27 protein-coding genes are annotated in these 24477 nt (G+C 62.2%); 9 read left to right on the top strand and 18 right to left on the bottom strand.

The window, feature by feature from the left end; all coding sequences use genetic code 11:
- Positions 1 to 48: 48 nt before the first annotated feature.
- From E1B25_RS11435 to E1B25_RS11415, 5 genes are all read left to right on the top strand, one after another.
- On the top strand, positions 49 to 1440 hold the full coding sequence (locus E1B25_RS11435) for a substrate-binding protein (RefSeq protein ID WP_132829375.1): 1392 nt from the start codon (positions 49 to 51) through the stop codon (positions 1438 to 1440).
- A gap of 124 nt (positions 1441 to 1564) precedes the next feature.
- Positions 1565 to 2596, top strand: a complete 1032-nt coding sequence (locus tag E1B25_RS11430) for a branched-chain amino acid ABC transporter permease (protein ID WP_132829373.1) — start codon at positions 1565 to 1567, stop codon at positions 2594 to 2596.
- Positions 2597 to 2599: 3 nt separating this feature from the next.
- The gene (locus tag E1B25_RS11425) at positions 2600 to 3820 is read left to right on the top strand and encodes a branched-chain amino acid ABC transporter permease (protein WP_132829371.1); all 1221 of its coding nucleotides are present in this window, start codon (positions 2600 to 2602) and stop codon (positions 3818 to 3820) included.
- 13 nt (positions 3821 to 3833) lie between these two features.
- Positions 3834 to 4589: an ABC transporter ATP-binding protein gene (locus E1B25_RS11420; protein ID WP_132829369.1), complete on the top strand. Its 756-nt coding sequence runs from the start codon at positions 3834 to 3836 to the stop codon at positions 4587 to 4589.
- Between the two features lie 12 nt (positions 4590 to 4601).
- A complete protein-coding gene (locus E1B25_RS11415) occupies positions 4602 to 5357 on the top strand; it encodes an ABC transporter ATP-binding protein (RefSeq protein ID WP_132829368.1) in 756 nt (251 codons plus the stop codon).
- Positions 5358 to 5459: 102 nt separating this feature from the next.
- Here E1B25_RS11415 and E1B25_RS11410 read toward each other — a convergent pair whose 3' ends face one another.
- The 3 genes from E1B25_RS11410 to E1B25_RS11400 are packed head-to-tail and all read right to left on the bottom strand — an operon-like array spanning position 5460 to position 8925.
- Positions 5460 to 6263 (bottom strand): 3-hydroxybutyrate dehydrogenase, encoded by an 804-nt coding sequence (locus tag E1B25_RS11410; RefSeq protein WP_132829366.1) that lies wholly within the window; start codon positions 6261 to 6263, stop codon positions 5460 to 5462.
- A complete protein-coding gene (locus E1B25_RS11405; RefSeq protein WP_132829364.1) occupies positions 6260 to 7768 on the bottom strand; it encodes a class I adenylate-forming enzyme family protein in 1509 nt (502 codons plus the stop codon). The genes E1B25_RS11410 and E1B25_RS11405 overlap by 4 nt, the downstream gene beginning before the upstream one ends.
- Positions 7765 to 8925 (bottom strand): acetyl-CoA acetyltransferase, encoded by a 1161-nt coding sequence (locus tag E1B25_RS11400; protein WP_132829362.1) that lies wholly within the window; start codon positions 8923 to 8925, stop codon positions 7765 to 7767. Before E1B25_RS11400 ends, E1B25_RS11405 begins: the two co-directional genes overlap by 4 nt.
- 88 nt (positions 8926 to 9013) lie before the next feature.
- Here E1B25_RS11400 and E1B25_RS11395 point away from each other — a divergent pair, with 88 nt between their 5' ends.
- From E1B25_RS11395 to aat, 4 genes are all read left to right on the top strand, one after another.
- Complete coding sequence (locus tag E1B25_RS11395; protein ID WP_132829361.1) at positions 9014 to 9550, top strand: PAS and helix-turn-helix domain-containing protein; 537 nt, start codon at positions 9014 to 9016, stop codon at positions 9548 to 9550.
- A 147-nt stretch (positions 9551 to 9697) separates the two neighbouring features.
- The gene (accB, locus tag E1B25_RS11390; RefSeq protein ID WP_132829359.1) at positions 9698 to 10186 is read left to right on the top strand and encodes an acetyl-CoA carboxylase biotin carboxyl carrier protein; all 489 of its coding nucleotides are present in this window, start codon (positions 9698 to 9700) and stop codon (positions 10184 to 10186) included.
- Between the two features lie 9 nt (positions 10187 to 10195).
- Positions 10196 to 11545 (top strand): acetyl-CoA carboxylase biotin carboxylase subunit, encoded by a 1350-nt coding sequence (gene accC, locus E1B25_RS11385; RefSeq protein WP_132829357.1) that lies wholly within the window; start codon positions 10196 to 10198, stop codon positions 11543 to 11545.
- Between the two features lie 66 nt (positions 11546 to 11611).
- The gene (gene aat / locus E1B25_RS11380) at positions 11612 to 12244 is read left to right on the top strand and encodes a leucyl/phenylalanyl-tRNA--protein transferase (RefSeq protein WP_132829355.1); all 633 of its coding nucleotides are present in this window, start codon (positions 11612 to 11614) and stop codon (positions 12242 to 12244) included.
- Here aat and E1B25_RS11375 read toward each other — a convergent pair.
- From E1B25_RS11375 to E1B25_RS11305, 15 genes are all read right to left on the bottom strand, one after another.
- Positions 12208 to 12582 (bottom strand): DUF2155 domain-containing protein, encoded by a 375-nt coding sequence (locus E1B25_RS11375; protein ID WP_132829354.1) that lies wholly within the window; start codon positions 12580 to 12582, stop codon positions 12208 to 12210. The genes aat and E1B25_RS11375 overlap by 37 nt on opposite strands.
- Positions 12579 to 13058 carry an outer membrane lipid asymmetry maintenance protein MlaD gene (mlaD, locus tag E1B25_RS11370; RefSeq protein ID WP_132829352.1) on the bottom strand — a complete coding sequence of 160 codons (480 nt, stop codon included), beginning with the start codon at positions 13056 to 13058 and terminating at the stop codon, positions 12579 to 12581. The genes E1B25_RS11375 and mlaD overlap by 4 nt, the downstream gene beginning before the upstream one ends.
- A 26-nt stretch (positions 13059 to 13084) precedes the next feature.
- A complete protein-coding gene (locus E1B25_RS11365) occupies positions 13085 to 13468 on the bottom strand; it encodes an NADH:ubiquinone oxidoreductase subunit NDUFA12 (RefSeq protein ID WP_132829351.1) in 384 nt (127 codons plus the stop codon).
- Positions 13469 to 13559: 91 nt separating this feature from the next.
- The gene (locus E1B25_RS11360) at positions 13560 to 13922 is read right to left on the bottom strand and encodes a RidA family protein (RefSeq protein WP_132829349.1); all 363 of its coding nucleotides are present in this window, start codon (positions 13920 to 13922) and stop codon (positions 13560 to 13562) included.
- A gap of 70 nt (positions 13923 to 13992) precedes the next feature.
- Complete coding sequence (gene clpX, locus E1B25_RS11355; RefSeq protein ID WP_132829347.1) at positions 13993 to 15261, bottom strand: ATP-dependent Clp protease ATP-binding subunit ClpX; 1269 nt, start codon at positions 15259 to 15261, stop codon at positions 13993 to 13995.
- A 149-nt stretch (positions 15262 to 15410) separates the two neighbouring features.
- The gene (locus E1B25_RS11350; RefSeq protein ID WP_132829346.1) at positions 15411 to 16040 is read right to left on the bottom strand and encodes an ATP-dependent Clp protease proteolytic subunit; all 630 of its coding nucleotides are present in this window, start codon (positions 16038 to 16040) and stop codon (positions 15411 to 15413) included.
- A 221-nt stretch (positions 16041 to 16261) separates the two neighbouring features.
- The gene (locus E1B25_RS11345; RefSeq protein ID WP_132829344.1) at positions 16262 to 17455 is read right to left on the bottom strand and encodes a c-type cytochrome; all 1194 of its coding nucleotides are present in this window, start codon (positions 17453 to 17455) and stop codon (positions 16262 to 16264) included.
- Entirely contained in the window at positions 17439 to 18722 is a 1284-nt protein-coding gene (gene soxC, locus E1B25_RS11340; protein ID WP_132829343.1) for a sulfite dehydrogenase, read from the bottom strand. Before soxC ends, E1B25_RS11345 begins: the two co-directional genes overlap by 17 nt.
- Before the next feature lie 49 nt (positions 18723 to 18771).
- Complete coding sequence (gene soxB, locus E1B25_RS11335; protein ID WP_132829341.1) at positions 18772 to 20469, bottom strand: thiosulfohydrolase SoxB; 1698 nt, start codon at positions 20467 to 20469, stop codon at positions 18772 to 18774.
- 103 nt (positions 20470 to 20572) lie between these two features.
- The gene (soxA, locus tag E1B25_RS11330) at positions 20573 to 21427 is read right to left on the bottom strand and encodes a sulfur oxidation c-type cytochrome SoxA (protein WP_132829339.1); all 855 of its coding nucleotides are present in this window, start codon (positions 21425 to 21427) and stop codon (positions 20573 to 20575) included.
- 71 nt (positions 21428 to 21498) lie between these two features.
- A complete protein-coding gene (soxZ, locus tag E1B25_RS11325; RefSeq protein ID WP_132829338.1) occupies positions 21499 to 21828 on the bottom strand; it encodes a thiosulfate oxidation carrier complex protein SoxZ in 330 nt (109 codons plus the stop codon).
- A gap of 42 nt (positions 21829 to 21870) precedes the next feature.
- Complete coding sequence (gene soxY / locus E1B25_RS11320; protein ID WP_132829336.1) at positions 21871 to 22287, bottom strand: thiosulfate oxidation carrier protein SoxY; 417 nt, start codon at positions 22285 to 22287, stop codon at positions 21871 to 21873.
- Positions 22288 to 22348: 61 nt separating this feature from the next.
- Positions 22349 to 22825 carry a sulfur oxidation c-type cytochrome SoxX gene (soxX, locus tag E1B25_RS11315; RefSeq protein ID WP_132829335.1) on the bottom strand — a complete coding sequence of 159 codons (477 nt, stop codon included), beginning with the start codon at positions 22823 to 22825 and terminating at the stop codon, positions 22349 to 22351.
- 202 nt (positions 22826 to 23027) lie between these two features.
- Positions 23028 to 23621 (bottom strand): thioredoxin family protein, encoded by a 594-nt coding sequence (locus E1B25_RS11310; RefSeq protein ID WP_132829333.1) that lies wholly within the window; start codon positions 23619 to 23621, stop codon positions 23028 to 23030.
- A gap of 26 nt (positions 23622 to 23647) precedes the next feature.
- Positions 23648 to 24385, bottom strand: coding sequence for a cytochrome c biogenesis CcdA family protein (locus tag E1B25_RS11305; RefSeq protein ID WP_132829332.1), 738 nt, complete (start codon positions 24383 to 24385; stop codon positions 23648 to 23650).
- Positions 24386 to 24477 lie beyond the last annotated feature (92 nt).

Genomic DNA, 24477 nt, shown 5'->3' with positions numbered 1-24477 from the left:
CGGGAAGAGGAGCCCTAGCGGTGCATTCCATGAAATGGGAGGATTTTCATGTCCAAAAACGATGTCACACGTCGCGGCGTGCTGAAGACCGGCGCCATCGCCGGTGCCGGCGTTGCGCTGCCGACAATCTTCACCGCCTCTTCGGCGGCGGCCTATGTGAACGAGCCGACTGGCGGCACGGTCACGCTGGGGTTCAACGTGCCCCAGACAGGCCCTTATGCAGACGAGGGCGCGGATGAACTGCGCGCCTATGAACTCGCGGTCGAGCATCTTAACGGGGGTGGCGACGGTGGCATGCTGAACACCTTCAGCTCCAAGGCGCTGCAAGGTAACGGCATTATGGGCAAGAAGGTCCAGTTCGTGACCGGCGACACCCAGACCAAATCCGATGCCGCCCGCGCCAGCGCCAAGTCGATGATCGAAAAAGACGGCGCTATCATGATCACCGGCGGTTCGTCCTCGGGCGTGGCCGTTGCCGTTCAAGGTCTGTGCCAAGAGGCCGGCGTGATCTTCATGGCGGGTCTGACCCACTCCAACGACACTACCGGCAAGGACAAGAAGGCCAATGGTTTCCGCCATTTCTTCAACGCCTATATGTCGGGCGCCGCGCTGGCGCCGGTGTTGGCCGCGCGCTATGGCAAGGACCGCAAGGCCTATCACCTGACCGCCGACTACACTTGGGGCTGGACCCAGGAAGAATCGATCAAAGCCGCCACCGAGGCGCTCGGCTGGGAGACCATTAACGCGGTCAAGACGCCGCTGGCCGCGACCGATTTCTCGTCCTATATCGCGCCGGTTCTGAACTCGGGCGCAGATGTTCTGATCCTGAACCACTACGGCGGGAACATGGTCAACTCGCTGACCAACGCCGTGCAGTTCGGCCTGCGCGAAAAGATGGTCAACGGCAAGCAGTTCGAGATCGTCGTGCCGCTCTATTCGCGACTGATGGCCAAGGGCGCGGGTGCCAACGTGAAGGGCATTCTGGGGTCCACCAACTGGCACTGGTCGCTACAGGATGAGGGCTCCAAAGCCTTTGTGAAATCCTTCGGCACCAAATACGGCTTCCCGCCGAGCCAGGCGGCGCATACCTGCTACTGTCAGGCCGTGCTCTATGCCGATGCGGTGCAGCGCGCCGGATCGTTCAACCCCTGCGCCGTGGAAGAGGCGCTGACCGGGGGCGACAGCTCGCTGCCCGGGATCTCGTCGGCAGCCAACAAAGGGTTCCTGTTTGACGGGCTGGGCAATGGGCAGACGCTTTATCGCGGGGCCGACCACCAGTGCTTCAAGGATGTGCTCGTGGTGCGCGGGAAAGAAAACCCGACCAGCGAATTCGACCTTCTCGAAGTGGTCGAAGTCACCCCGGCGGCACAGGTCTGGTACGAGCCGGATCACCCGATGTTTGCCGGCGGCGAGCTGGGCACCTGCAACCCGGGCGCCTGATCGCTACTGGTCCGGGCCCCGGCCCGGGCCGCACCCTTAAATTCAGGGAAAACGGTTAGACCAACCGGTCGTCCCCCCGGCATTTGCCGGAGGGACGCTCCCGATCCATTCAACGGTGGGGACCATGGACGCATTCCTTCTGCAAATTCTCAACGGGCTCGACAAAGGCTCGGCCTATGCGCTGATCGCGCTAGGTCTGACACTCATCTTCGGCACCCTTGGGGTCGTGAACTTTGCGCATGGCGCGCTGTTCATGATCGGTGCCTTCTGCGCGGTGACGGTTCAGCGTATCCTGAACCTGAGTTTCGAGACCCTCGACCTGACCCAGAAGGATTTCCTGGGCAATCCGCTCAAGATCAAGACACCCTATATCGAATCCTGGTTCGGTCAGGATATCGGCGCGGCGATCATCGACTGGTCGGTGCCACTGGCCATCCTGTTCGCCATTCCGATCATGGTGCTGATCGGCTTTGTGATGGAACGCGGGCTGATCAAGCATTTCTACAAGCGCGAGCACGCCGACCAGATCCTTGTGACCTTTGGTCTGGCCATCGTGCTGCAGGAAGTGGTCAAGTATTTCTTCGGCGCCAACCCGATCCAGACCCCGGAACCCAGCGCGCTGCGCGGCTCGGTCGATCTGGGCATGATGATCGGGTTTCAGGTCAACGAGATCGTCTATCCGATCTGGCGCCTGGTCTATTTCTTCTTCTCGGTGACGATCATCGCAGGCATCTTTGCCTTTCTGCAATTCACCACCTTCGGGATGGTGGTGCGCGCTGGCATGGCCGACCGCGAGACCGTGGGCCTTTTGGGCATCAACATCGACCGTCGGTTCACCATCATGTTCGGCGTCGCCTCTGCCGTTGCAGGGCTGGCCGGGGTGATGTACGGGCCGCTCAATCCTCCGAACTATCACATGGGCATGGACTTTCTGGTGCTGAGTTTCGTGGTTGTGGTTGTCGGCGGCATGGGATCGCTTCCCGGTGCCGTGCTTGCCGGCTTCATGCTGGGTATTCTGGAAAGCTTCGCCTCGACCACCTGGGCGACGACCACGATCCCGGGCATCAACCAGATCATTATTTACCTGGTCGCAATCATCATTCTGCTGACCCGCCCGCGGGGCCTGATGGGCCGCAAGGGTGTGATGGAGGACTAATTCATGCTCGGACTCAACAAAAAAGACACCACGCTTCTGCTCGTGGTCGCGGTGCTGACGCTGTTTGCGCCCTTCATCCTGAACCCGTTTCCGACCGACAGCGCCATGGCGCAGTTCAACGCGGGCTATCCCGACCTGATGCAGCGGTTCATCATCTTTGGCATCTTCGCCATCGGCTTCAACATCCTGTTTGGTCTGACCGGCTATCTCTCGTTCGGCCATGCGGCCTTTCTCGGGGTGGGCAGCTATTCGGCGGTCTGGATCTTCAAGCTTTTCACCTACAATGTGATCCCCGCCATCACGCTCAGCGTCGTGATCGCCGCGATCTTTTCGCTGATCATCGGCTTTGTCAGCCTGCGTCGATCCGGCATCTATTTCTCGATCCTGACGCTGGCCTTTGCGCAGATGTCCTTTGCGCTGGCCTATTCGGTGCTGTCGAACCCCAAGTTCAACCTGACCAACGGGGAAACCGGGTTGCAGGTCTATGCCGATGATCCGCAATGGTTCCATCGCGACAGCCTGCCCGATCTGCCGCATCTGTTCGGACTTTCCATGAACTCGACCTATACGTTGGATGTCGGGGCGTGGCGGTTTGACTTCAACGCCGGCTATTATCTTTGCGCAGTGATCTTGATGATCGTCTTTTTCCTGGCGATCCGCATCTTCCGCTCGCCCTTCGGGATGATGCTGCGGGCGGTGAAATCGAACCAGCAGCGGATGAACTATACCGGGTTGAACACCCGGCCCTACACGCTGGCGGCCTTTGTCATCTCGGGGATGTATGCCGGTCTGGCCGGTGGCCTGATGGCGGCGATGGATCCGCTGGCCGGCGCCGAGCGGATGCAATGGACCGCCTCGGGCGAAGTGGTGCTGATGGCCATCCTTGGCGGCGCGGGCACCTTGATCGGGCCGGTTCTGGGCGCGGGTTTCATCAAGTACTTCGAAAACATCTTCTCCAAGATCAACGACACTGTGCTGCATAGCTGGTTCTCCTTCCTGCCCGACGGGATCGAGGATTTCATGGTCTTCATCGTGCACCCCTTCATCGGCAAGGGCTGGCACCTGACGCTGGGCCTGCTGTTCATGCTGGTGGTGGTGTTTCTGCCGGGTGGTCTGGTCGAAGGCGGGCAACGCATCGCGCGGCTGCTGAAAGGCAAGAAGAAGACCCCGCCGAGCGATGGCGAAGACCATCACCCCAAGAAACCGCCCCATGTGGCCGAGTAAGGAGGACGCAAAGATGGGCATTCTCGAAGTCAAGAACGTCAACAAGAACTTCGGCGGCCTCAAGGCGCTGAGTGATGTGAACCTGAGCGTGCGCGAAAACTCCGTGCACGCCATCATCGGGCCAAACGGCGCGGGCAAGTCCACCTTGCTGAACTGTCTGGTGGGCAAGCTGATCCCCGATACCGGCTCGGTCATGTTCGACGGCCAGTCGGTACTGGGGCGCAAGCCCTACGAGATCAACCAGATGGGCATTTCCCGCGTGTTCCAGACGCCCGAGATCTTTGGTGATCTGACGGTGCTCGAAAACATGATGATCCCGATCTTTGCCAGACGCGACGGCGCCTTTCGCATGCACGCCTATGAATCCGTGGCGCGCGAGCGCGGGATCCTCGAACAGGCCGAACATGTGCTGGAAGACATGAAGATGGCGGACAAGCGGCACATGCATGCCGCCTCGATGTCACGTGGCGACAAGCGGCGGCTGGAGATCGGCATGTGTCTCAGTCAGGAACCCCGACTGCTGCTGCTGGACGAACCCACCGCCGGCATGGCGCGGGCTGATACCAACAACACCATCGACCTGCTCAAGCAGATCAAGGAAGAGCGCGACATCACCATCGCCATCATCGAACATGACATGCATGTGGTGTTCAGCCTTGCCGACCGGATCACAGTTCTGGCGCAGGGCACACCGCTGGTCGAGGACGATCCGCAGAACATCAAGGGCAACCCCAAGGTGCGCGAAGCGTATCTGGGCGAGTCGGCCTGAGGAGGATTTCAGATGAACGTCAAACCCGACTTTTCCAAGAACGCCAACCACGCCGAAACCGCGCCGGCCTTTCTCTCGGTCTGGGACATGCATGCCTATTATGGCGAGAGCTATATCGTGCAGGGCGTGAACTTCAACGTGCACGAAGGCGAGATCCTGGCGCTGCTGGGGCGCAACGGGGCTGGCAAGACCTCGACCCTGCGCGCCATCGCGCGGATCGGAAGCCCCTTGGTCACCCATGGGGAAATCTGGCTGGATCACCAGCCGCTGCACAATATGGCCTCGCATGAGGCCGCGAGCCTTGGGCTGGGTCTGGTGCCCGAAGACCGGCGCATCATCCCCGGCCTGACGGTCGAGGAGAACCTGCAACTGGCACAGATCGCCCCGCCGATCGGCTGGTCGATCGAACGTCTGTATGAGCTGTTCCCGCGCCTCGGAGAACGCCGCAAGCAAGAGGGCGTGACGCTGTCGGGCGGCGAACAGCAGATGTTGGCGATTGCCCGGGCGCTGGCGCGTGATCTCAAGTTGCTGCTGCTGGACGAACCCTATGAGGGGTTGGCGCCGGTGATCGTGGACGAGATCGAGAAAACCCTGCGTATCATCAAGGAGCAGGGCATGACCACGATCATCGTCGAACAGAACGCGGTGCGCGCGCTGCAACTGGCCGACCGCGCCATCATCCTCGACACCGGCTCCATCGTATTTGACGGCACCGCCGCCGAGGTGCTGGGCAACGCCGATCTGCGCTCTGAATATCTGGCAATCTGAGCGCGCTCAGCCACGCGACCGGGCAGAGCGCCAGCACCAACGACCAACGGCCAACCCTTGCAGGTTGGCCGTTTTCTTTGGAGCCCCCCCCTGCCCCGGCCCTTACTGCGCGGTCCAGCCGCCATCCACCGGGATCGCGGTTCCGGTCACGTTATGGGCGATGGGGTTGCACAGCCAAAGCGCCAGCGCGCCGATCTCGGAAGGGTCAGAAGTGCGCAGCGAGGGTTGCTTCTCGGCCAGCAGATCGGCGATCCCGGCCTCACGGTCGCCGCCATGCAGCGCCGCACGGGCCGCGACCTGAGGTTCGATGATCGCGGTTTCGGTCCAACCCGGGCAAAGGCAGTTCACCGTCACCCCGCCCTGCGCCTTGGTCCCCTTGGCGGCGTATTCCAGCGCTGCCACCCGCGACAGTCCGACCAGCCCGAACTTGGCCGCCACATAGGGCGCCTTGTCCTTGCTGGCCACCAGCCCGTGCACGCTGGCGATGTTGATGACCCGACCATAGCCCCGTTCGGCCATGCCCGGCATCGCCGCACGCATGGTATCAAAGGCGGCGCTCAGGTTTATCGCAAGGATCGCGTCCCATGTTTCGCGCGGCATCTCGGCCAGCGGCGCGGTATGCTGGATGCCAGCGTTGTTGACCAGAATATCCGGCCCGCCCCAAGCCGCGACCGCCGCCATCAGATCGGTAATACGCTCGGGGTTGCGCAGATCGCCGGCAAAGAACTCGGCCTGCGGTGCGCCCAGCGCGCAGAGATGGGCGCAAACCTCGTCGATCTGCGCATCACCGGCGATGCCATGCACCGCGATGCGCGCCCCCGCCGCCGCCAGTTGTTCCGCAATCGCCAAGCCGATGCCCTGCACCGATCCGGTGACCAGCGCCGTCTTTCCCGTCAGATCCGTCATGCGTCTTCCTCCAGCCTCTTTCGCAACTCGGTCTTGAGAACCTTACCGTAGTTGTTCTTGGGCAGTTCGGGGGCGAAAATATACGCTTTGGGGCGCTTGAAGCGGGCAATATTGGCGTTGCACAGCGCGTCGAGATCCGCCTCGGGGACCACGCCCACGACAAAGGCGACCACCTCTTCACCCCAGTCGGGATGCACGCGCCCCACGACCGAGACCTCGCGCACCTCCGGGTGGGTCAGCAGCACCTCTTCGACCTCGCGCGGATAAACGTTGGAGCCGCCGGTGATGATCATGTCCTTGGAGCGGTCGCGCATGGTGACGAACCCGTCCTCGTCCATGAACCCCATGTCGCCGGTCATCAGCCAGCCGTTCACCAGCGTCTTGGCGGTGGCCTCCTCGTTGCGCCAATAGCCGGGCATCACCACATCGCCGCGCACCATGATCTCGCCATGTTGCCCCGGCGGCACCGGGGTGCCCTCGGCATCCCCGATCTGGACCTCGACGGAGGACTGCGCCCGCCCGACACTGACCAGCCGGTCGCGCCAACGGGGATGGCTGCGATCGGCGACCAGATCCCGCGACAGTGCGGAAATCCCCATCGGGCATTCGCCCTGTCCATAGATCTGGACAAAGACCGGCCCGAAGTGATCGACCGCCTCGGTGATATCGGCCAGATACATCGGCCCGCCGCCATAGACGATGGTGCGCAGCCCTTCGCCGGTCTCGCCCGCGGCCTTGGCGGCCGCGGTCATCCGATGCACCATGGTGGGGGCTGCGAACATCTGGATGTTGCGGTGATGCCGGGCCAGCGCAAAGATCTCGGCCGGATCGAACCCGCCCGAGACCGGGCAGACATGGCGCGCGCCCACCAGCACATGCACCATGTTGTAGATCCCCGCGCCATGGCTCATCGGCGCGGCATAAAGGATCGCATCCTCGGCGGTCGCGACATCGACGTCGGCCAGATAGGCCAGCGACATGTCCCGCAGCATCCGGTGCGAGATCTGTACCCCCTTGGGCCGCCCGGTGGTGCCCGAGGTATAAAACAGCCAGGACAGATCGTCGGGCGCGCGCGCCACGGGCTCTGCAACCGGATCATGGGCCAGCGCGGCGGCATAATCCGCGCCGGAGACATCCACCCGCCGCCCTTGGGCCTCAGCCGCTTCCAGCGCCTCGTTCAACCCCGGAGAGGTGAAGCACAGCGCAGTGTCCGAATTCTCAAGGATGAACGCCGCCTCGCGCCCGTGCAGCTTGGCATTGATCGGCACCACCACCGCCCCGGCGTACCAGATGCCATAAAAGGCGATCAGATAGTCGGGGCAGTTCTTCATGAACAGGCCGACCCGGTCGCCGGGGGCTATGCCCTGCGCCTTGAGCCAGCCCGCGATCCGTGCCGCGCCCAAATCAAAGCTGCGGTAATCCGCGACCATCTCTTCCCCCAGAAACAGCGCTGGCTGGTCCGGGTGGAGTTGCGCCGTCCGGCGCAACCAAGTTGCGAGGTTCATCCTTTTGCCCGCTCAAGGATGCTGGCGTAGTTGGCCACGCCAGAGCCGCCCATGTTGAACACAAGCCCCAGTTCGGCACCGGGTTGCTGCATCGCACCGGCCTGCCCCAACACCTGCCGCGCGACCATCGCGTGCATCGAGACGCCGGTCGCCCCGACCGGGTGCCCCTTGGCCTTGAGCCCGCCCGACAGGTTCACCGGCAACCGCCCGCCGGCATGCACCACACCGCCCTCAAGCAGCTCGGCGGCATGGCCGTGCGCGGCCAGCCCCATCGACTCATAGATCAGCAATTCGGCGATGGTGAAGCAGTCATGCACCTCGGCCACGTCCAGATCGTTGACGGTGATCCCGGCGCGCTCATAGGCGGTGTGGATCGCCCGGCGCGGCCCCTCGAAGGCCAGCAGATCGCGTTGCGACAGCGGCAGCACATCGTTGACCTGAACGGCGGCGCGGATTTTCACCGCCTTGGCAACATCGCCCAGCAGGTCGTCGGCCACCAGCACCAGCGCCGCCGCCCCGTCGGAGACCAGCGAGCAATCAGTCTTTTTCAGCGGTGCCGCGATCATCGGGTTGCGATCCGAAACAGTGGCACAAAACGCCTCGTCCATCGGCTTTTGCAGATGAGCCAGCGGGTTGTTGACCGAATTGCCGTGGTTCTTGGCCGCGATCCGGGCCAGCGCCTGAGAGTGATCGCCGTATTTGTCGAAATAGGCCTGTGCGAAATGCGCGAAGATGCCGGGGAACGACGTCCCCGCCTCTTCCTTTTGATAGGACGCATGGCCCAGCGCCGCGGTCACATCCGCACCGGGCAGATGGGTCATCTTTTCGACCCCGATCACCAGCGCCACCCGCGCCTCGCCCGCAAGAATCGCCAGCCGGGCGGCAAAGACCGCCGCCGATCCAGACGCGCAGGCGTTCTCGAGCCGGGTCGCGGGCTTGTAGCGCAGCCCGGGGTCGATCCCCATTGCCAGCGACGACGGGAACCCGTCGGGCACCATACCGGCGTTGAAATGCCCCATCCAGATGCCGTCCACATCCGTCCCCGTGATCCCGGCATCGGCCAGCGCCTCGGCGCCAGCCTCGATCACCAGATCCTCAAGGGTTTGATCTGTCAGTTTGCCAAATTTCGTGTGGCCCCAGCCCGCGATATAAACCATGGTCGTCCTCCCATTCCATGTTTGGCGCAGGTTAGCGCCCCGCATGCGCCCTCTTCAATTCCGTAGAAATACCCGGCACAGTTATCCCATGAGCGATATCGCCTTTCAAAACGCCCCGATCGGGCTGGTCGAACTGGAAAACCGGGTGATCCGGCGTGCCAATCTGCGCTTTGCCCGCACCTTTGGCGGCCAGTCTGCGGAGTATGAGGACCGCCCCTTGCGCGATTTCTACCCTTCCGAGGCCGAATTCGAGCGGATCGGCGCGCGCGGCTTGGCGGCAATGCGCGAGACTGGCGAATATCACGACGAACGCATCATGCGGCGCGCGACCGGCGATCTGTTCTGGTGCCGGGTGCGCGGCCAGTCGCTGACCCCCGAGGATCCGTTCCGCCACGGCATCTGGTCGTTTGCCGATCTCTCGGACGAACGCCCGTTCGTGCATCTGACCCCGCGCGAACGCGAGGTGGCGATCCTGACCTGCCGCGGGATGTCGGCCAAGGAGGTGGGGGCGGAACTGGCGCTGTCCTATCGCACGGTCGAGGCGCATCGCGCCCGGTTGTTGCAGAAATTCGGCGCGCGCAAGCTGCCAGAACTGGTCGCCAAACTGTCGGGAATGCCACTTTGAGCGCGATCACGGGCGCTTGCCCCTTGCCTTGCGTGGGCGGGATCGAGTAACGGCGCTTTTCACAGTCGGCACCATAGCCTATAAGCGCGAAGAATTTCGCATGCCAGCGCGGGCGAGCAGCGCAGGCGTAACCGGTCGAGGATACAGATGACACAGAAGACTACCGACGCGGATGTTGCATTCATCAAGGCACTGGCCGAGCTGCTGCGCGAGAACGATCTGACCGAGTTGGAGGTCAAACGCGAATTTGCCAAGGATGACAGCTTGAATGTCCGGGTGAGCCGCGCCTCCCCCGCTGCCATGGTCGCACCGGCCCCGGTGGCCGTGACCGCCGCCCCCGCTGCTGTGGCCCCGGCCGCACCGGCAGGCGCGCCCACCGCAGCCGAAGACCCCGCCAGCCACCCCGGCGCCGTGACCTCGCCCATGGTGGGCACGATCTATCTGCAGCCCGAACCGGGTGCGCCCAGTTTTATCAAGGTGGGCAGCACGGTGGACGAGGGCGACACGCTGCTGATCGTCGAGGCGATGAAGACGATGAACCACATCCATGCCCCCAAGGCGGGCACGGTCAAGCGCATCCTTGTCGATGACGGCGCAGCGGTTGAATTCGGCACACCGCTGGTCATCATCGAGTAAGGGGCAAACATGTTCGACAAGATCCTGATTGCGAACCGGGGCGAGATTGCCCTGCGTGTGGTCCGCGCCGCGCGCGAGATGGGCATCGCCAGCGTGGCGGTGCATTCCACCGCTGACAGCGATGCGATGCATGTGCGCATGGCCGACGAATCGATCTGCATCGGTCCGCCGCCCGGCACCGAGAGTTATCTCAAGATCCCCGCGATCATCTCGGCCTGCGAGATTACCGGCGCGCAGGCGATTCACCCCGGCTATGGGTTCTTGTCGGAAAATGCCAACTTCGTGCAGATCGTCGAAGATCACGGCCTGACCTTTATCGGCCCCTCGGCAGAACATATCCGCCTGATGGGCGACAAGATCACCGCGATCGAAACCATGAAGGCGCTGGGGGTTCCCTGTGTGCCCGGCTCTGACGGCGGTGTGCCGGATGTGGAAACCGCGCGACGGATGGGCGGCGAGATCGGCTATCCAGTCATTATCAAGGCCACCGCCGGTGGCGGCGGGCGCGGCATGAAAGTGGCCAATTCGGACGACGAGATCGAGCGTGCCTTTCAGACCGCGCGGGCCGAGGCCAAGGCGGCCTTTGGCAATGACGAGGTCTATATCGAGAAATACCTGACCACGCCGCGCCATATCGAGGTGCAGGTCTTTGGCGACGGCAAGGGCAAGGCCGTGCATCTGGCCGAGCGCGACTGTTCACTGCAACGGCGCCACCAAAAGGTTCTGGAAGAGGCCCCCGGCCCCTCGATCACGCCCGAGGAACGCGCCCGGATCGGCAAGGTCTGTGCCGATGCTGTGGCCCGGATCAACTATATCGGGGCCGGCACCATCGAGTTTCTCTATGAAAACGGCGAATTCTATTTCATCGAGATGAACACGCGGTTGCAGGTCGAACACCCGGTGACCGAGGCGATCTTTGGCGTCGATCTGGTACGCGAACAGATCCGGGTGGCCGCCGGCGAGCCGCTGTCGTTCTCGCAAGAGGATCTGACCTTGAACGGGCATGCGATCGAGGTGCGGATCAATGCCGAGAAGCTGCCCAATTTCTCGCCCTGCCCGGGCACCATCAGCCATTTCCATGCGCCGGGCGGTCTGGGGGTGCGGATGGACAGCGCGCTGTATGACGGCTATGTGATCCCGCCCTATTACGACAGCCTGATCGGCAAGCTGATCGTGCATGGCCGCGACCGGCCCGAGGCGCTGGCGCGGCTCAACCGGGCGCTGGGGGAGTTGATCGTCGATGGCGTGGACACCACCGTGCAGCTGTTCGACGCCCTGCTGCAGGAACCCGACATCCTGAACGGGCAGTACAATATCCACTGGTTGGAAAAGTGGCTTGCGGATAAATTGGGCGCCTGAGCGAAACACCGGGCTGATGACACGGCTGAAGGCTCTGCGAATGCCTCTGGGCACGGGGAGATCCTGATGTCGATCAGCCCGGAGTTGTTGCTGCATGGCTATTCCATCGGGGTGTTCCCGATGGCCGAGAATCGCGACGACTCCGAGATCTTCTGGGTCGATCCCAAGCGGCGCGGTGTGATCCCGCTGGAGGGCTTTCACATCTCGCGCTCGCTGGCGCGGCGGATGCGGCGCGGCGGGTATCACGTGACCATCGATCAGGATTTCCCTGGTGTGCTCGATGGCTGTGCCGACCGGGCGGAAACCTGGATCAACGCCGAGATCCGCGCGCTGTATCTGGACCTCTTCGCAAAGGGACACGCCCATTCGCTGGAGGTCTGGGATGGCGATGCGCTGATCGGCGGGGTCTATGGTGTCGTGCTGGGGGCGGCCTATTTCGGCGAAAGCATGTTCTCGCGCCGCACCGATGCGTCAAAGATCGCGCTGGCCTATCTGGTGGACCGGCTGCGGCTGGGGGGATTTAAGCTGTTCGACACGCAATTCCTGACCGAGCATCTGGCTAGCCTTGGCGCGGTGGAAATCACCCGCGGCTCGTATCACCGCCAATTGCGCGATGCGATAGAGATGCGGGCCGATTTCACCGCCCCGCCAAGCCCGACCGCTCAGGACGTGATACAGCGCAACACCCAGATGTCGTAACGGCTGTGATCCAGCGCATTGAGCGCGGGCGAAGAGGCTACCATCCAGCCCTCGAACACGGCTTGCGCCGCACCACGATCCCATATGGTCAGATAGGCAAAGGCGTCGCCGGTAGGGTTATCCAGTGGATAGCGGCAATCCCCCAGCGCGATATCCAGCCCGAAAACGGCGCCGGTCTCGCCGCTGGTAATCTCGATATCGCGGGTTTCGCCATTGACCTTGTCCAGCCCGCGCAACACCGCGCCAGCGCCCGATTGCACCGCGTCGTCCTGGGCAAAAGCCGGGGCCGACAAGGCCAAGGCCAGTGTCACGACCAGACCGGCGAATCGGCGGCTCAATTCGTCGCTCCGCCGTCAGCCCCACTGCCAGATCCGCTGTCGCCAGAGACGAACTTCAGCAGCAGCGAGACCAGACTGACCGCGCCCTGAGTGTCAAGGATTTCCGCACCGGGATCAAAATAGCCAAGCGATCCACCGGGCATGATCTCGACGAAATTTCCGCCCAAAAGCCCCTCGGAGGCGACCACGGCGGCGCTGTCGTCAGGGATCACGATCCCCTCTTGCACCAACAATCTTGTATCTGCGCGAAAGGTCTCGGGGTTCAGTTCAACATCCGAGACGGTGCCGATCTTGACCCCGGCAAGGCGCACATCGGTCCCCACCGTCACCCCTTCGAGCGACCGGAAAGAAGCGCTCAGCTCATAGCCGCGGCTGCCGGTGGCAAAACCTGTGGTCTGCCCGGCATAGATGGCAAAGGCGACGGCGGCTGCCAGAACGGCACCGCCCACCAGAACCTCGGTCGTGTTGTGCGACATTATGCGCTCCGTTCAATCGGGGCCGGTTATTCCGGGCTCCAAGCCTCGTAATCACTACGCTCGACCGGGTGCGGCTGGCGAATCGATCCAGCCGGCGCATAGGCCAGTGCCGTGCCCGTCAGGTTTTCGTGATGCGGCTTTTCCCAAGGCTTGTGGACCAGCGGCTTGTTCGTGGGCGGCTCGTCCCAGGTGTGGTGAATCCAGCCATGCCAATCCGGATCAATCCGGCTCGCTTCGATCTCGCCATTGAAGATCACCCAGCGGCGGCTGTCATCGGCATTGTGGTAGAACACATTGCCCTGATTGTCCTCGCCGACCCGGACACCTTTGCGCCAGGTGTAGAGCTGCGTGTTGATCGTCTGCCCGTTCCACCAGGTCACGGCGCGCAGAAGAGTATTGAGGATTCCCATAGGTGTCTCCGGCCTTTCGCTGAGGCAAGGTATGGACCAAGCGCGCGCCAAGGTCCAGTGCCCAAGGCGCGGATCGGCAGCGCCCCGCGTGCTATGCGGGCAGCAGCGCGGTCAGCTCGATCTCGATGCGGTATTTCGGGTCGATCAGCGCGCATTCCAGCATCGTTGCCACCGGCGGATTGTCCCCGAACGCCGCGCTCAGGAGCGGCCAGCAGGACGCAAACTCGGCCCGGTCGGGCAGGTAATAGGTCACCCGCACCGCATCGGCGAATCCCGCCCCGGCCTCGGCCAGCGCCTTGCCGATGATCTCCAGCGCCGAGCAGCATTGCGCGACCACATCGTCGCCCTGCCCCACGGTGCCCGCCACATGCACGAAGCCGCCGGCGACGACAGCCCGGCAATAGCCGACCTTCGCCTCGTACTCTCCGCCCGATGAGATGCGTTTGATGGTCATGGTCCGTCTCCGAAAAAGAAACGGCGCGGGAAGACCCCGCGCCGTGATAATGATCGACTGGTCGCCAAGATCAGCCCGCTGTCGCGGATTCCTTGTCGGCCTCGGCATAGATCTTCAGCGGCTGCGCGTCCGAGTTCACCGCCTCTTCGTTCACAACCACCTTGGTCACGTTGTCCATGCCGGGCAGCTCGAACATGGTGTCGAGCAGAATATCCTCGAGGATCGAGCGCAACCCGCGCGCACCGGTCTTGCGCTGGATCGCGCGTTTGGCAATCGCGTTGAGCGCGTCATCGGTGAACTGAAGCTCGGTATTCTCCAGCTCGAACAGACGCTGGTACTGTTTGACCAGTGCGTTCTTCGGCTTGGTCAGGATGGTCACCAAGGCATCTTCGTCCAGATCCTCCAGCGTTGCCAGAACCGGCAGACGCCCGACGAATTCCGGGATCAGGCCGAATTTCAGCAGATCCTCGGGCTCCAGATCCTGAAAAATCTCGCCAACGCCACGTTCATCGTTGTCCCGCACATCGGCACCAAAGCCCATCGCCGAGCCTTTGCCGCGCTGCGCGATGATCTTGTCCAGACCGGCGAAGGCCCCGCCGCAGATGAACAGGATATTGGTGGTGTCGACCTGCAGGAATTCCTGCTGCGGATGCTTGCGCCCGCCCTGCGGCGGAACCGAGGCAACGGTGCCTTCCATCAGCTTCAACAGCGCCTGCTGCACGCCCTCACCCGACACGTCGCGGGTGATCGAGGGGTTTTCCGACTTGCGGGTGATCTTGTCGACCTCGTCGATATAGACGATGCCGCGCTGCGCCCGCTCGACGTTGTATTCAGAGGACTGCAACAGCTTGAGAATGATGTTCTCGACATCCTCGCCAACATAGCCGGCCTCGGTCAGGGTGGTGGCGTCGGCCATGGTAAAGGGCACATCGAGGATGCGCGCCAAGGTCTGCGCCAACAGGGTCTTGCCGCAGCCGGTCGGGCCGATCAGCAGGATGTTCGACTTGGATAGTTCGATATCCGAGCCGGACTTTTGTGCGTGGTTGAGACGTTTGTAATGGTTGTGCACGGCCACCGACAGCACGCGTTTGGCCATCGCCTGACCGATCACGTAATCGTCGAGCACCTCGCAGATGTCTTTCGGCGTGGGCACACCATCGGTCGACTTCAGCCCGCTGGCCTTGGTCTCCTCGCGGATGATGTCCATGCACAGCTCGACGCATTCATCGCAGATGAATACGGTCGGTCCTGCGATGAGCTTGCGCACCTCATGCTGGCTTTTGCCGCAGAAGCTGCAGTAAAGCGTATTCTTGCTGTCACCGCTTGAGTTCGTTGCCATGATTTACCTTTCGGCTTCGAGTTCCGCGTTGCCCCTGCTGCCGGGCCGTTCCCCGGACACCGGTCAGCTTAGGACAGCGATCCGGGCACCACAATCGCAAATTGCCAAGGGCCCCCGTGCCGTCGACCGGCACGGCGAACCCTGATGAATTATGTGTCGTCACCCGGTTTGACACGGCTTTCGACAATCTCGTCGATATGGCCCCATTCCTTGGCCTCTTCCGGTGACATAAAGTTGTCACGGTCGAGCGCCTTTTCAACCGCTTTCTTGGATTGACCGGTATGTCTGACATAAATATCATACAGCCGGTCCTTGAGTTTCTGGGTCTCGGCGGCGTGAATCATGATGTCGCTGGCCTGGCCCTGATACCCGCCCGAGGGCTGGTGCACCATGATGCGGCTGTTGGGCAGCGAGAACCGCATACCGGGCGCCCCGCCCGCCAGCAGGACCGAACCCATCGACGCCGCTTGACCGATCACAAGGGTCGAACACTTCGGCTTGATGTACTGCATGGTGTCATAGATCGACAGCCCCGAGGTCACCACACCGCCCGGCGAGTTGATGTAGATGCTGATTTCCTTGTTCGGATTTTCAGCCTCAAGGTGCAGCAACTGCGCCACGATCAGGTGGCTCATGCCGTCATGGATCGGACCGTTGATAAAGATGATCCGCTCTTTGAGCAGGCGTGAGAAGATGTCATAGGCCCGCTCGCCGCGGCTGGTCTGTTCGACAACCATCGGGACCAGGGTGTTCATGTAGGTTTCTGTCGGATCGAACATGTAAACTGCCTGCCTTGTGTAGGATCGGGACCATACCCGAAGCTGCGTTACACGAGTCTTAGTGGTGCCCGGGGGGGGCTGCAAGGGGGCGCGGGCCCGCTGTTTCGCCTCAGAGGAAGCCCAGTGCGAGCCGCCCTCCCCGCAGGTGCGAAAGGGAAAACCCCGGCACCAAAGGGCACCGGGGTCGGGGCGCCCACAGGGGGGGCGTCAAAGGATGTCCGTCAATTGAAGGACTTAAGATAGGCGATGACCGCTTCGAGATCCTCGTCTTTCTTCAGACCGGCGAAGGTCATCTTGGTTTTTTTCATGTATTTCGCTGGCTTGGTCAGAAAGGCTGTCAACTCTTCCTCGGTCCAGATCAGACCGCCCTCGGCCGCCTCTTTCATCACCTTTGAATAGCGGAAGTCGTCTGCCGCGCCCGCCGCATGACCGACAATGCCGTTCAGGACCGGTCCGGTACGGTGCTTGGCCCCGTCACCGACCTGATGGCAGGCCTTGCACTTGCGAAACACCTTCTCGCCCTTGGCGACCAGTGCCGGATCAAGCGCGGCGGTCTCTTCTGGTGCGGCGGGCTCTTCGGCGGCAGCCTCGGCTGCAGGCGATTCTGTAGCCGCCTCTGTAGCCGCCTCTGTGGCCGCCTCTGTGGCCGCCTCTGTGGCCGCCTCTGTGGCCGCCTCTGTGGCCGCCTCTGTGGCCGCCTCGTCGCCTTTGGACTCTGCCCCCGGCGCCTTGTTCGCCGGATTGGTGGCGTCCATCATCTCCTGCACCTTGCGGGCCTTGGTCTCTTCCGGAGTCACGTCCAGAACCGCCGCCTCCATGGTGATCTCGACGGTCTCCTTGCAGTTTGTCATGCAAGGCTCGCCCTTCCAGAAATGCGCCTCGGCGGTTTCCCGGTCGTCGACAATGAACCCGTCTTTGTTGGGCATCTCGACATCCAGGAAATTCCCCTTCGACAGCACGAAATCATCTTCGACCAGATCGTTGGAATACAGGATATAGGCAACGATCGCATAGACTTCGTCGGGTTTCAGGGTCTGCGCATTGCCGAACGGCATCGAGCGGTGGACATAGTCCCATGTGGTCGACAGATACGGCCAGTAAGAGCCCACGGTCTTCAGCGGATCCTTGTCGGCCAGCGTGCCCCCGCCGCCCGCCAGTTTGGGCCAGTTGTCCACCCCTTCGGCGAATTCGCCGTGGCAAACCGCGCAGTAGTCCGAGAACAGCACTTCTCCAGCCTCGACCGAGCCCGACCCCTCCGGCAGGCCGACGCCATCGGGGTTCACGTCGATGTTCCACGCGGCGACCTCTTCGGGCAGGGCGGGACGCCCCAGACCCAGTTTTTCGGCCAATGCAGGGCCTGCCGAAAGGCTGGCGGCCAGCGCCGTAGTGATGATCAGCTTACGATACTTCGACATTCTCGGCCTCTCCGTTCGGCTTGACCCACCAGGTCTGGATGCAGTTGTTGTGATAGATCGAGTTTTCACCGCGCACGTCGCGCAGCTCGGTCTTGGTGGGCTGGACATAGCCGGTCTCGTCCATGGCGCGCGATTGCAGCAGCATCTCTTCGCCGTCCCACTCGGTATCGAGATAGAATCGCGACAGCGCCATCTTCGCGCCCGGGGCACCCAGACGCGCGGTTTCCCAGGTCTTGCCGCCATCCTTGGACACGTCGACCCGTTTGATCGCGCCGCGCCCCGACCAGGCCAGACCGGTGATGACCAGCGGCCCCTTGCCATGTTTGATCGGCGATTGCGGGCTGGGGCTGGTGACCACCGATTTGGCATCCATCGCCCAGGTCCATTTGCGGCTGGTGCCGTCGGCAAGGGTGTCGGTGTACTTGCTGGTTTCCTCGCGGCTTTGCACCGGTTGGTCCACCACCTCGATTCGGCGCAGCCATTTGACCCACATGTTGCCTTCCCACCCCGGCACACACAGCCGGACCGGATAGCCATGTTCCTTGCGTAGGGCCTCGCCATTCGCCTTGAAGGCCACCAGCACATCGTCCAGCGCCTTTTCCATCGGGATCGAGCGCCCGTTCGACGAGGCGTCGGCGCCTTCGACATAGACCCACTTGTCCTTGAGGTCGCCCGCGGCCCCCAGACCGGCCTCTTGCAGCAGGGTGCGCAGCGATACGCCGGAGTATTCCATGTTGTGAATCATGCCATGGGTGAATTGCGCCCCGTTCAGCTGTGCGCCGGCCCATTCCATCCCGGTATTGGCGGCACATTCGCAGAAATAGACGTGATTCTCGCGCGGGAATCGCTCCAGATCCTCATAGGTGAAGACCAGCGGCGTATCGACCAAGCCGTTGATCATCAGCCGGTAGTCCTGTTTGCGCATCTCGATCGCACCGGAGTGGTGGCGCTCGAACGCGCACCCCTGCGGCGTGATGGTGCCGTCCAGCGCGTGGATCGGGGTAAAGTTGATCGAACTGATCGTGTCGGCGGTCAGCCATTCCACGTTGCGGCGGCGCACATCCGTTTCAAATCGGATCGGCAGGCCATATGGCGTGGCATCCACGCCATCGCCGGTGGCCGTGGCCCAGGCCTGCACTTCGGTAATCAGCGGATCGGGGCCAGCAGCGCGGGCTGCCGTTGCCGCAACCGCACCAGCACCCGCCGCCGCCGCTCCGCTCAGGAACTGGCGGCGCGAGGGCGACTTTGACTTGGAGCTGTCACTCATCTGGATTTGCCTCCTTTGAGATTGCGTCATCAGGTCCGGGTCGGGGCGCTCAGGCGCCCACGACCTTGACCGAGGTGTTGGGGGCAACCGTCACGGTGCCCTGTTTGCGGATATGGCTTTCCACCACGTCCCAGATCTTTGGCCCTTCGGTGCCCTCGTTGACCGAGGCCCAGCCCGCGACGACATAGGATTTCGCCGCGTCGATCGCCTCGCCGGTCTTGAGCAGGGTCATTTCAGAGATCCGCGCGCCCTGCGGCTTGGAGATATCCATCTTGAAGCCCAACCCGCCGACACGCACCATGTCGCCGCCCTGCTGATAATAGGGGTCCGGGTTGAACAGGTTGTCGCCAACGTCTTCCAGCACCACCTTGATGAATTCGCCGGTCATCTCGGTGCGATAGGCCTCGCCATAGGACATCGAGGTGACGTTAAAGATATCCTCGCGGGTGATGTCCTGACCGGGCAGGATCGACGGCCCCCAGCGTACACCCGGCGACATGGCGATATCGGCGTCGCGCTCACTCAGCAGCGCGTCACAGATCAGGTCGTCCCAAGTGCCGTTGAAGTTGCCGCGGCGGTACAGCAGGCTGTCGGTCTTGCCGATCACCTCTTCCAATTCGCCCTTGAAGGGCGCGCGCTGCTCGTCGATCAGCTTGGTGATCATGGGGTCCGGCGCGATCACATCCGAGAAGATCGGGATCAGCTTGTGCCGCAGACCCATCATCTTGCCGTCGCGCACATCAAGATCGATGCGAGAGACGAATTTCCCGTTCGAGCCCGACGCGATGATAAAGGTCTGCCCCACCTGCACCGGTTCGGGCAACGCATCATGGGTATGGCCCGACAGGATCACGTCGAGACCGCTGACCTTGCCGGCCATCTTCTTGTCGACGTCAAAGCCGTTGTGGCTGAGCAACACGACCACATCGGCCCCGGCGGCGCGCACCTCGTCCACCATGTCCTGCATGTTCTCGTCGCGGATCCCAAAGGAGTATTCGGGGAACATCCAGCCCGGGTTGGCGATCGGCATATAGGGGAAGGCCTGACCGATCACCGCCACCTTGGCGCCGCCGCGCTCAAAGAACTTGTAGGGTTTGAACAGCTCGGCCGGTTCATCCCATTCGGCGTCAAAGATGTTCTGGCCCAGCGCCGCAAAGGGCAGCCCCTCGACGATCTCGTTCACCCGTTCGCTGCCCAGCGTGAATTCCCAGTGGAAGGTCATCGCATCGGGCTTGAGCGCGTTCATGACGTTGACCATGTCCTGGCCTTCGGTCTTGTAGCAGGTCATCGAGCCATGCCATGTGTCGCCGCCGTCCAGCAGCAGCGCGTCGGGCCGGTCAGCGCGGATCGCGTTTATCACGGTGGACACCCGGTCCAGCCCGCCAACGCGGCCATATTGCTGCGCCAGTGACGAGAAATCATCATAGGTCAGCGCATAGGCCGAAGGCGAGCCATCAGCGATGCCATAGGCCTTGCGGAAATCGGCGCCGGTGATGTGGGGCACCTGCCCCTTGTTGCCACCAACGCCAAGGTTGATCGACGGCTCGCGAAAATAGATCGGCTTGAGCTGCGCATGGATGTCGGTGACATGGATCAGGCTGATATTGCCATAGGTATCAAATTGCAGCAGCTGGTCTTGGGTCAGGGATTGCTGCGCGGCAAGACGCGCCCAATTGCCGAACCCCGACGCCCCGACGAGAGACGAGGCCGCCATCGAAACCTGAAGGAAATCACGACGAGAAATCATGGAAACAGCTTTCCGTTCTTGGGGTACACACATTCGCATATGTGCATAACTATTGCAAAAACGGCCCCGCGTCGCGGCTAACGCAACGCGGGGCCGAGGTGATTTAGTTGCGGACCGAAGGCCCTTCGACAGACAAGCCATTGCCGCGGCTGGCGACATAAAGCTCAAGCGCGACGAACTCATCCGAGCCGGGCTTGTAGGTCTCGGCACGGGTGTCGCGGATACAGCCCTTGAAGCGCGCATGCACGGTGTTCAGCTTGGCGTTCTTAAGGCGATAGGTCGGGAACCCGTTGATCTGCCCCTGGCTGAGGTGGTCGGCGCGGATCATGTTGCCATAGTTCTGCTCGTGGCAGGAGGCGCAAGACAGATCGAGCTGGCCGGTCCGGGTATAGTACAGCTCTTTGCCCTGATCCCAGACTGCCTTGACCGGGCCGTCGATTGCCACGTTCACCGGCATACCGCGCGATTGCACACTGATCAGAGCCTCCATCGAGGCCATGTCGCCGCCGTCATATTTCCAGGCCTCGGCCCCCATGCGCGTCGTGCGACAGTCGTTGACCTGCATCGCGATGGTGCGCACCTCGCCCGCGGCCTCGTTCCACTTCGGATAGACCGCACGCACCCCCTCCATGCTGGACGGATCGTCGTGGCAGCTGGCGCAGGACTTGCCAGCGCTGCCTTCGACGGCATTCCAGCTGTCGATCGCCTGATCGACGAAAATCATGCCGGGATTGTCGAAATCATCCATCTCCAGTTGCTGCGTCTCATCCGCGCGGAAATGCCAGCCCGACATGATGGTGTCGATGCCGGTTTCTTCCATATGCGCGGGCGCGGCTGTCTTCGTGACGATCTCGAGGTCGCCGTTGATCACCAGATGATCATCATCCGGCTCGGCCAGCGACATCACGGGCATCGCAATCAAAAGTGCTGCCGCTGCCGTCAGTGCCTTGAACTTCATGAAACATCCTCCCTTTTGGGTCACCCCGCCCCGAACAAGTCGGAGGCAGGGCGCCGTATTATCTTGTTGCTTCAGCCGACTTTGATCGACTTGCTCTCTTCGTAGACCGAGCCGTCATCGTCGTACCAAGTGAACTTCATGTCGCCGGCTTCGGGGATCGTGGCCTCGAATTCGAAATACGGGTTGGTCGAAATCGCGGAAAACAGTTCCACATCGACCACGTTCTGCCCGTTAAAGTCGCAGGTGAAGCGGTTGATGATCGAGCGCGGGATGACGTTGCCATCCTTGTCCTTGCGCTGGCCGCTTTCCATCTTGTGGCTGATCAGGGTCTTGATCGTGACCACCTCGCCGGCTTCGGCGCTTTTCGGGACTTTGACGCGGGGTTTAACACCAGATGCCATTTTCAGATTCTCCTTGTCTCGGGGTTGGATGACTGGGCGGGCTTAGCCGCCGCAGCCCCCGATGGTGACTTTCACGGTCGACGCGGCGCGCGCAAAGCTGCCGTCGGCCATCTTGGCAATGGCGACCACATCCTGGGTGCCAGCCAGACGGATCCGGGTGGAGGCGCTTTGACTGCCGGCCAGCGGGCCGAATTTGAAGGTGACCACACCCGGTGTCGGGTTGCCTGCGGCCAAGACCATGATCGCGGTTGCCCCCGGAGCGTTGACAGCGATCGGAACCGTGTTGCCGTTCTCGGCAATTTCCGGCGCGGTCAACTCAATTCCGGTCGCGGCCATATCGGCCCCACCGGTAAAGGCTTCTACCGCGGCATCCACCGCAGCCGAGGCCCGGAACGGGACCATGCTCAGAACCGCAGCGCCCAGACCCATGGCCAGGGTATCGCGACGAGTGAACTCCATTTATTCTCTCCTTTACGTTTCGCTTCGCGCGGATCGCTCCGCGCGGTGTCATAGCGGTGTCTTATTCGTCTTTCAGCGTTGTCAGGAACGCGACGACGTCTTCGATTTCCTGCGCCGACAACAGCGGCGCCAGCGGCTCTTTCCCGGCCTTGCCGGTATAGGCGTTGCCCGGACGGGTGAAACCATCGACCTGATAGAAGGACGGCATCACCGAGCCCTCGAACATCATCTTGGCATTCACCACCAGACCGCGCAGCTCTCCCGCGCTCCAGCGATCCCCGGCACCGTCAAGGATCGGGCCAACGTTGCCCTGGAAGGGCGCATTGCTCAGCGCGGTAATCTCGTGGCAGGCGACGCAGTTGCCCTTCGACTTGGTGCCCATGATCACGGCACCCTTGGTGGGATCACCCGCCATGCCGGTCAGGGACATCTCGATGGCGGTGTCGTCGTTGTATTTGACCTCTTTCGGGCCGACCTCGGCCGCGAAGGCCGTGCTGCCGATCAGGACCGCCGCCAATGTCACAGATGTAAGTTTCATGTTTCCTCCCGATTGCTGCCGCCCCTGCCGGCACGGCCTGCTATTCTTTTCTTGTCCTCATTGCATACCGTAGGCTACCGAATGCAGTGTCGCAACAACGAATTCACGAATGTGAATTATTAGAAAGTTGCACCGTAGGGCGTTTGGAATTTAGACATATTATCCAAACCGCCCCACCACAGCGACATGCCTTGCGCGGCCTCTATTCCGTCTTTCCGTCGCTGCGTTCGCGAATCATGCGCGCGTGATAGCGTTGGAAATCCTCCTCCGACTGATCCAGATACCGCTCCTGCGCGACCCAGGTCAGCATGTCATAGGTGGTGCCCGGCCCAAAGGCCCCCGGCATGATCGCCACCGCCTGCGCCGCGGCGGATCTGCTCTCGTCCATCTCGGGCGGAAAGAAGATCATCGTCGGTGTGAACATCACGTTCCATTTGCGCGCCGCCGCCTTCTCGCTCAGCACCTCGCCGTCGGTATCCGTGATCTCGGTATCGCCATGCAGGTTCAGCTGCACCACGAAATAGGTGTCTTGCATCTGGCTGCGGATGCGCGGATCTGGGAATGTGTTTTCGTGCATATCCCGGCAGTAGATGCAGCCGCGCTGCTCCACGATCAGCAACAGGCGCTTGCCCTCGGACTTGGCCTCGGCAAAATCCTCGCGCAGATCCTTAAAGGTGTCGCGCATCCAGTCTTCTTTGTGCAGCCCGTCATCGCCGACCTCGGCCGCTGCCGCCGGCAGAGCGACTGGCAGCGCCAGCATCACCGCCGCAGCCAGCATGGCAAACAATCGCTTCATGGGTTTTCCTCCTCCACTCGTAGATATCAGCCGACGCTGGCAAAACCCGGCACCCACCGGATCATCGCGTCGGCAATCAGATTCACGCCCCCTGTTGCAATCAGGATAGCGAAGATGATCAGCATGACCCCCATGCCTTTTTCGACCCAGGCAAAGGCGGCGCGATGCCGCTGAACCCAGGCCAGAAAGGGGCGTGCAAAGAACGCCGCCACGATAAAGGGCGCGGTCATGCCGGCACCGTAGACGAACAGCAGCAGCGCACCGCGCCAGATGTCTCCCATGCCGCTGGCGATCATCAGGATCGAGGCCAGCGCCGGGCCAACACAGGGGGTCCAGCCAAAGCCAAACGCCAACCCCATCAGATAGGCGCCAAGGATCGTGCTGGCCTCGGCGTTGCTTTCCATCCGCGCTTCACGATACAGCAGCGGCACCCGGACCACGCCCAGAAAATGCAGGCCGAACACCAGCAGGATCGCGGCGGCCACATAGCCCAGCACATCAAGATACTGGCCAAACATCTGCCCCAGCGCGGTCGCCCCCATGCCCAGCAGCATGAAAATGGTCGTCACCCCCAGCGCAAAGAACACCGACGAGGCGATCAGCCGCTTTTGCGCCCCCGGCGCGATCTCTCCGTCGCCACGCAGTTCGGCCATGCTGAGCCCGCCCATGTAGGACAGATAGAAGGGGACCATCGGCAGGATGCAGGGCGTAAAAAAGCTCAACAAACCGGCAGCAAGCGCGCCGAACAGTGAAATTTCCAGCATTTCGATCCTCTTCCCTAGGCGACAAGCCCCGCAACATCGGGGGCTCGACTTGAACTATTCACATATTCAGATTATCTTGTGTAACGTTTTCC

This window comes from Antarcticimicrobium sediminis, from assembly GCF_004348975.1.
In the GTDB taxonomy this organism is placed as follows: Bacteria; Pseudomonadota; Alphaproteobacteria; order Rhodobacterales; family Rhodobacteraceae; genus Antarcticimicrobium; species Antarcticimicrobium sediminis.
This window is presented reverse-complemented; position numbering and strand designations above follow the sequence as displayed.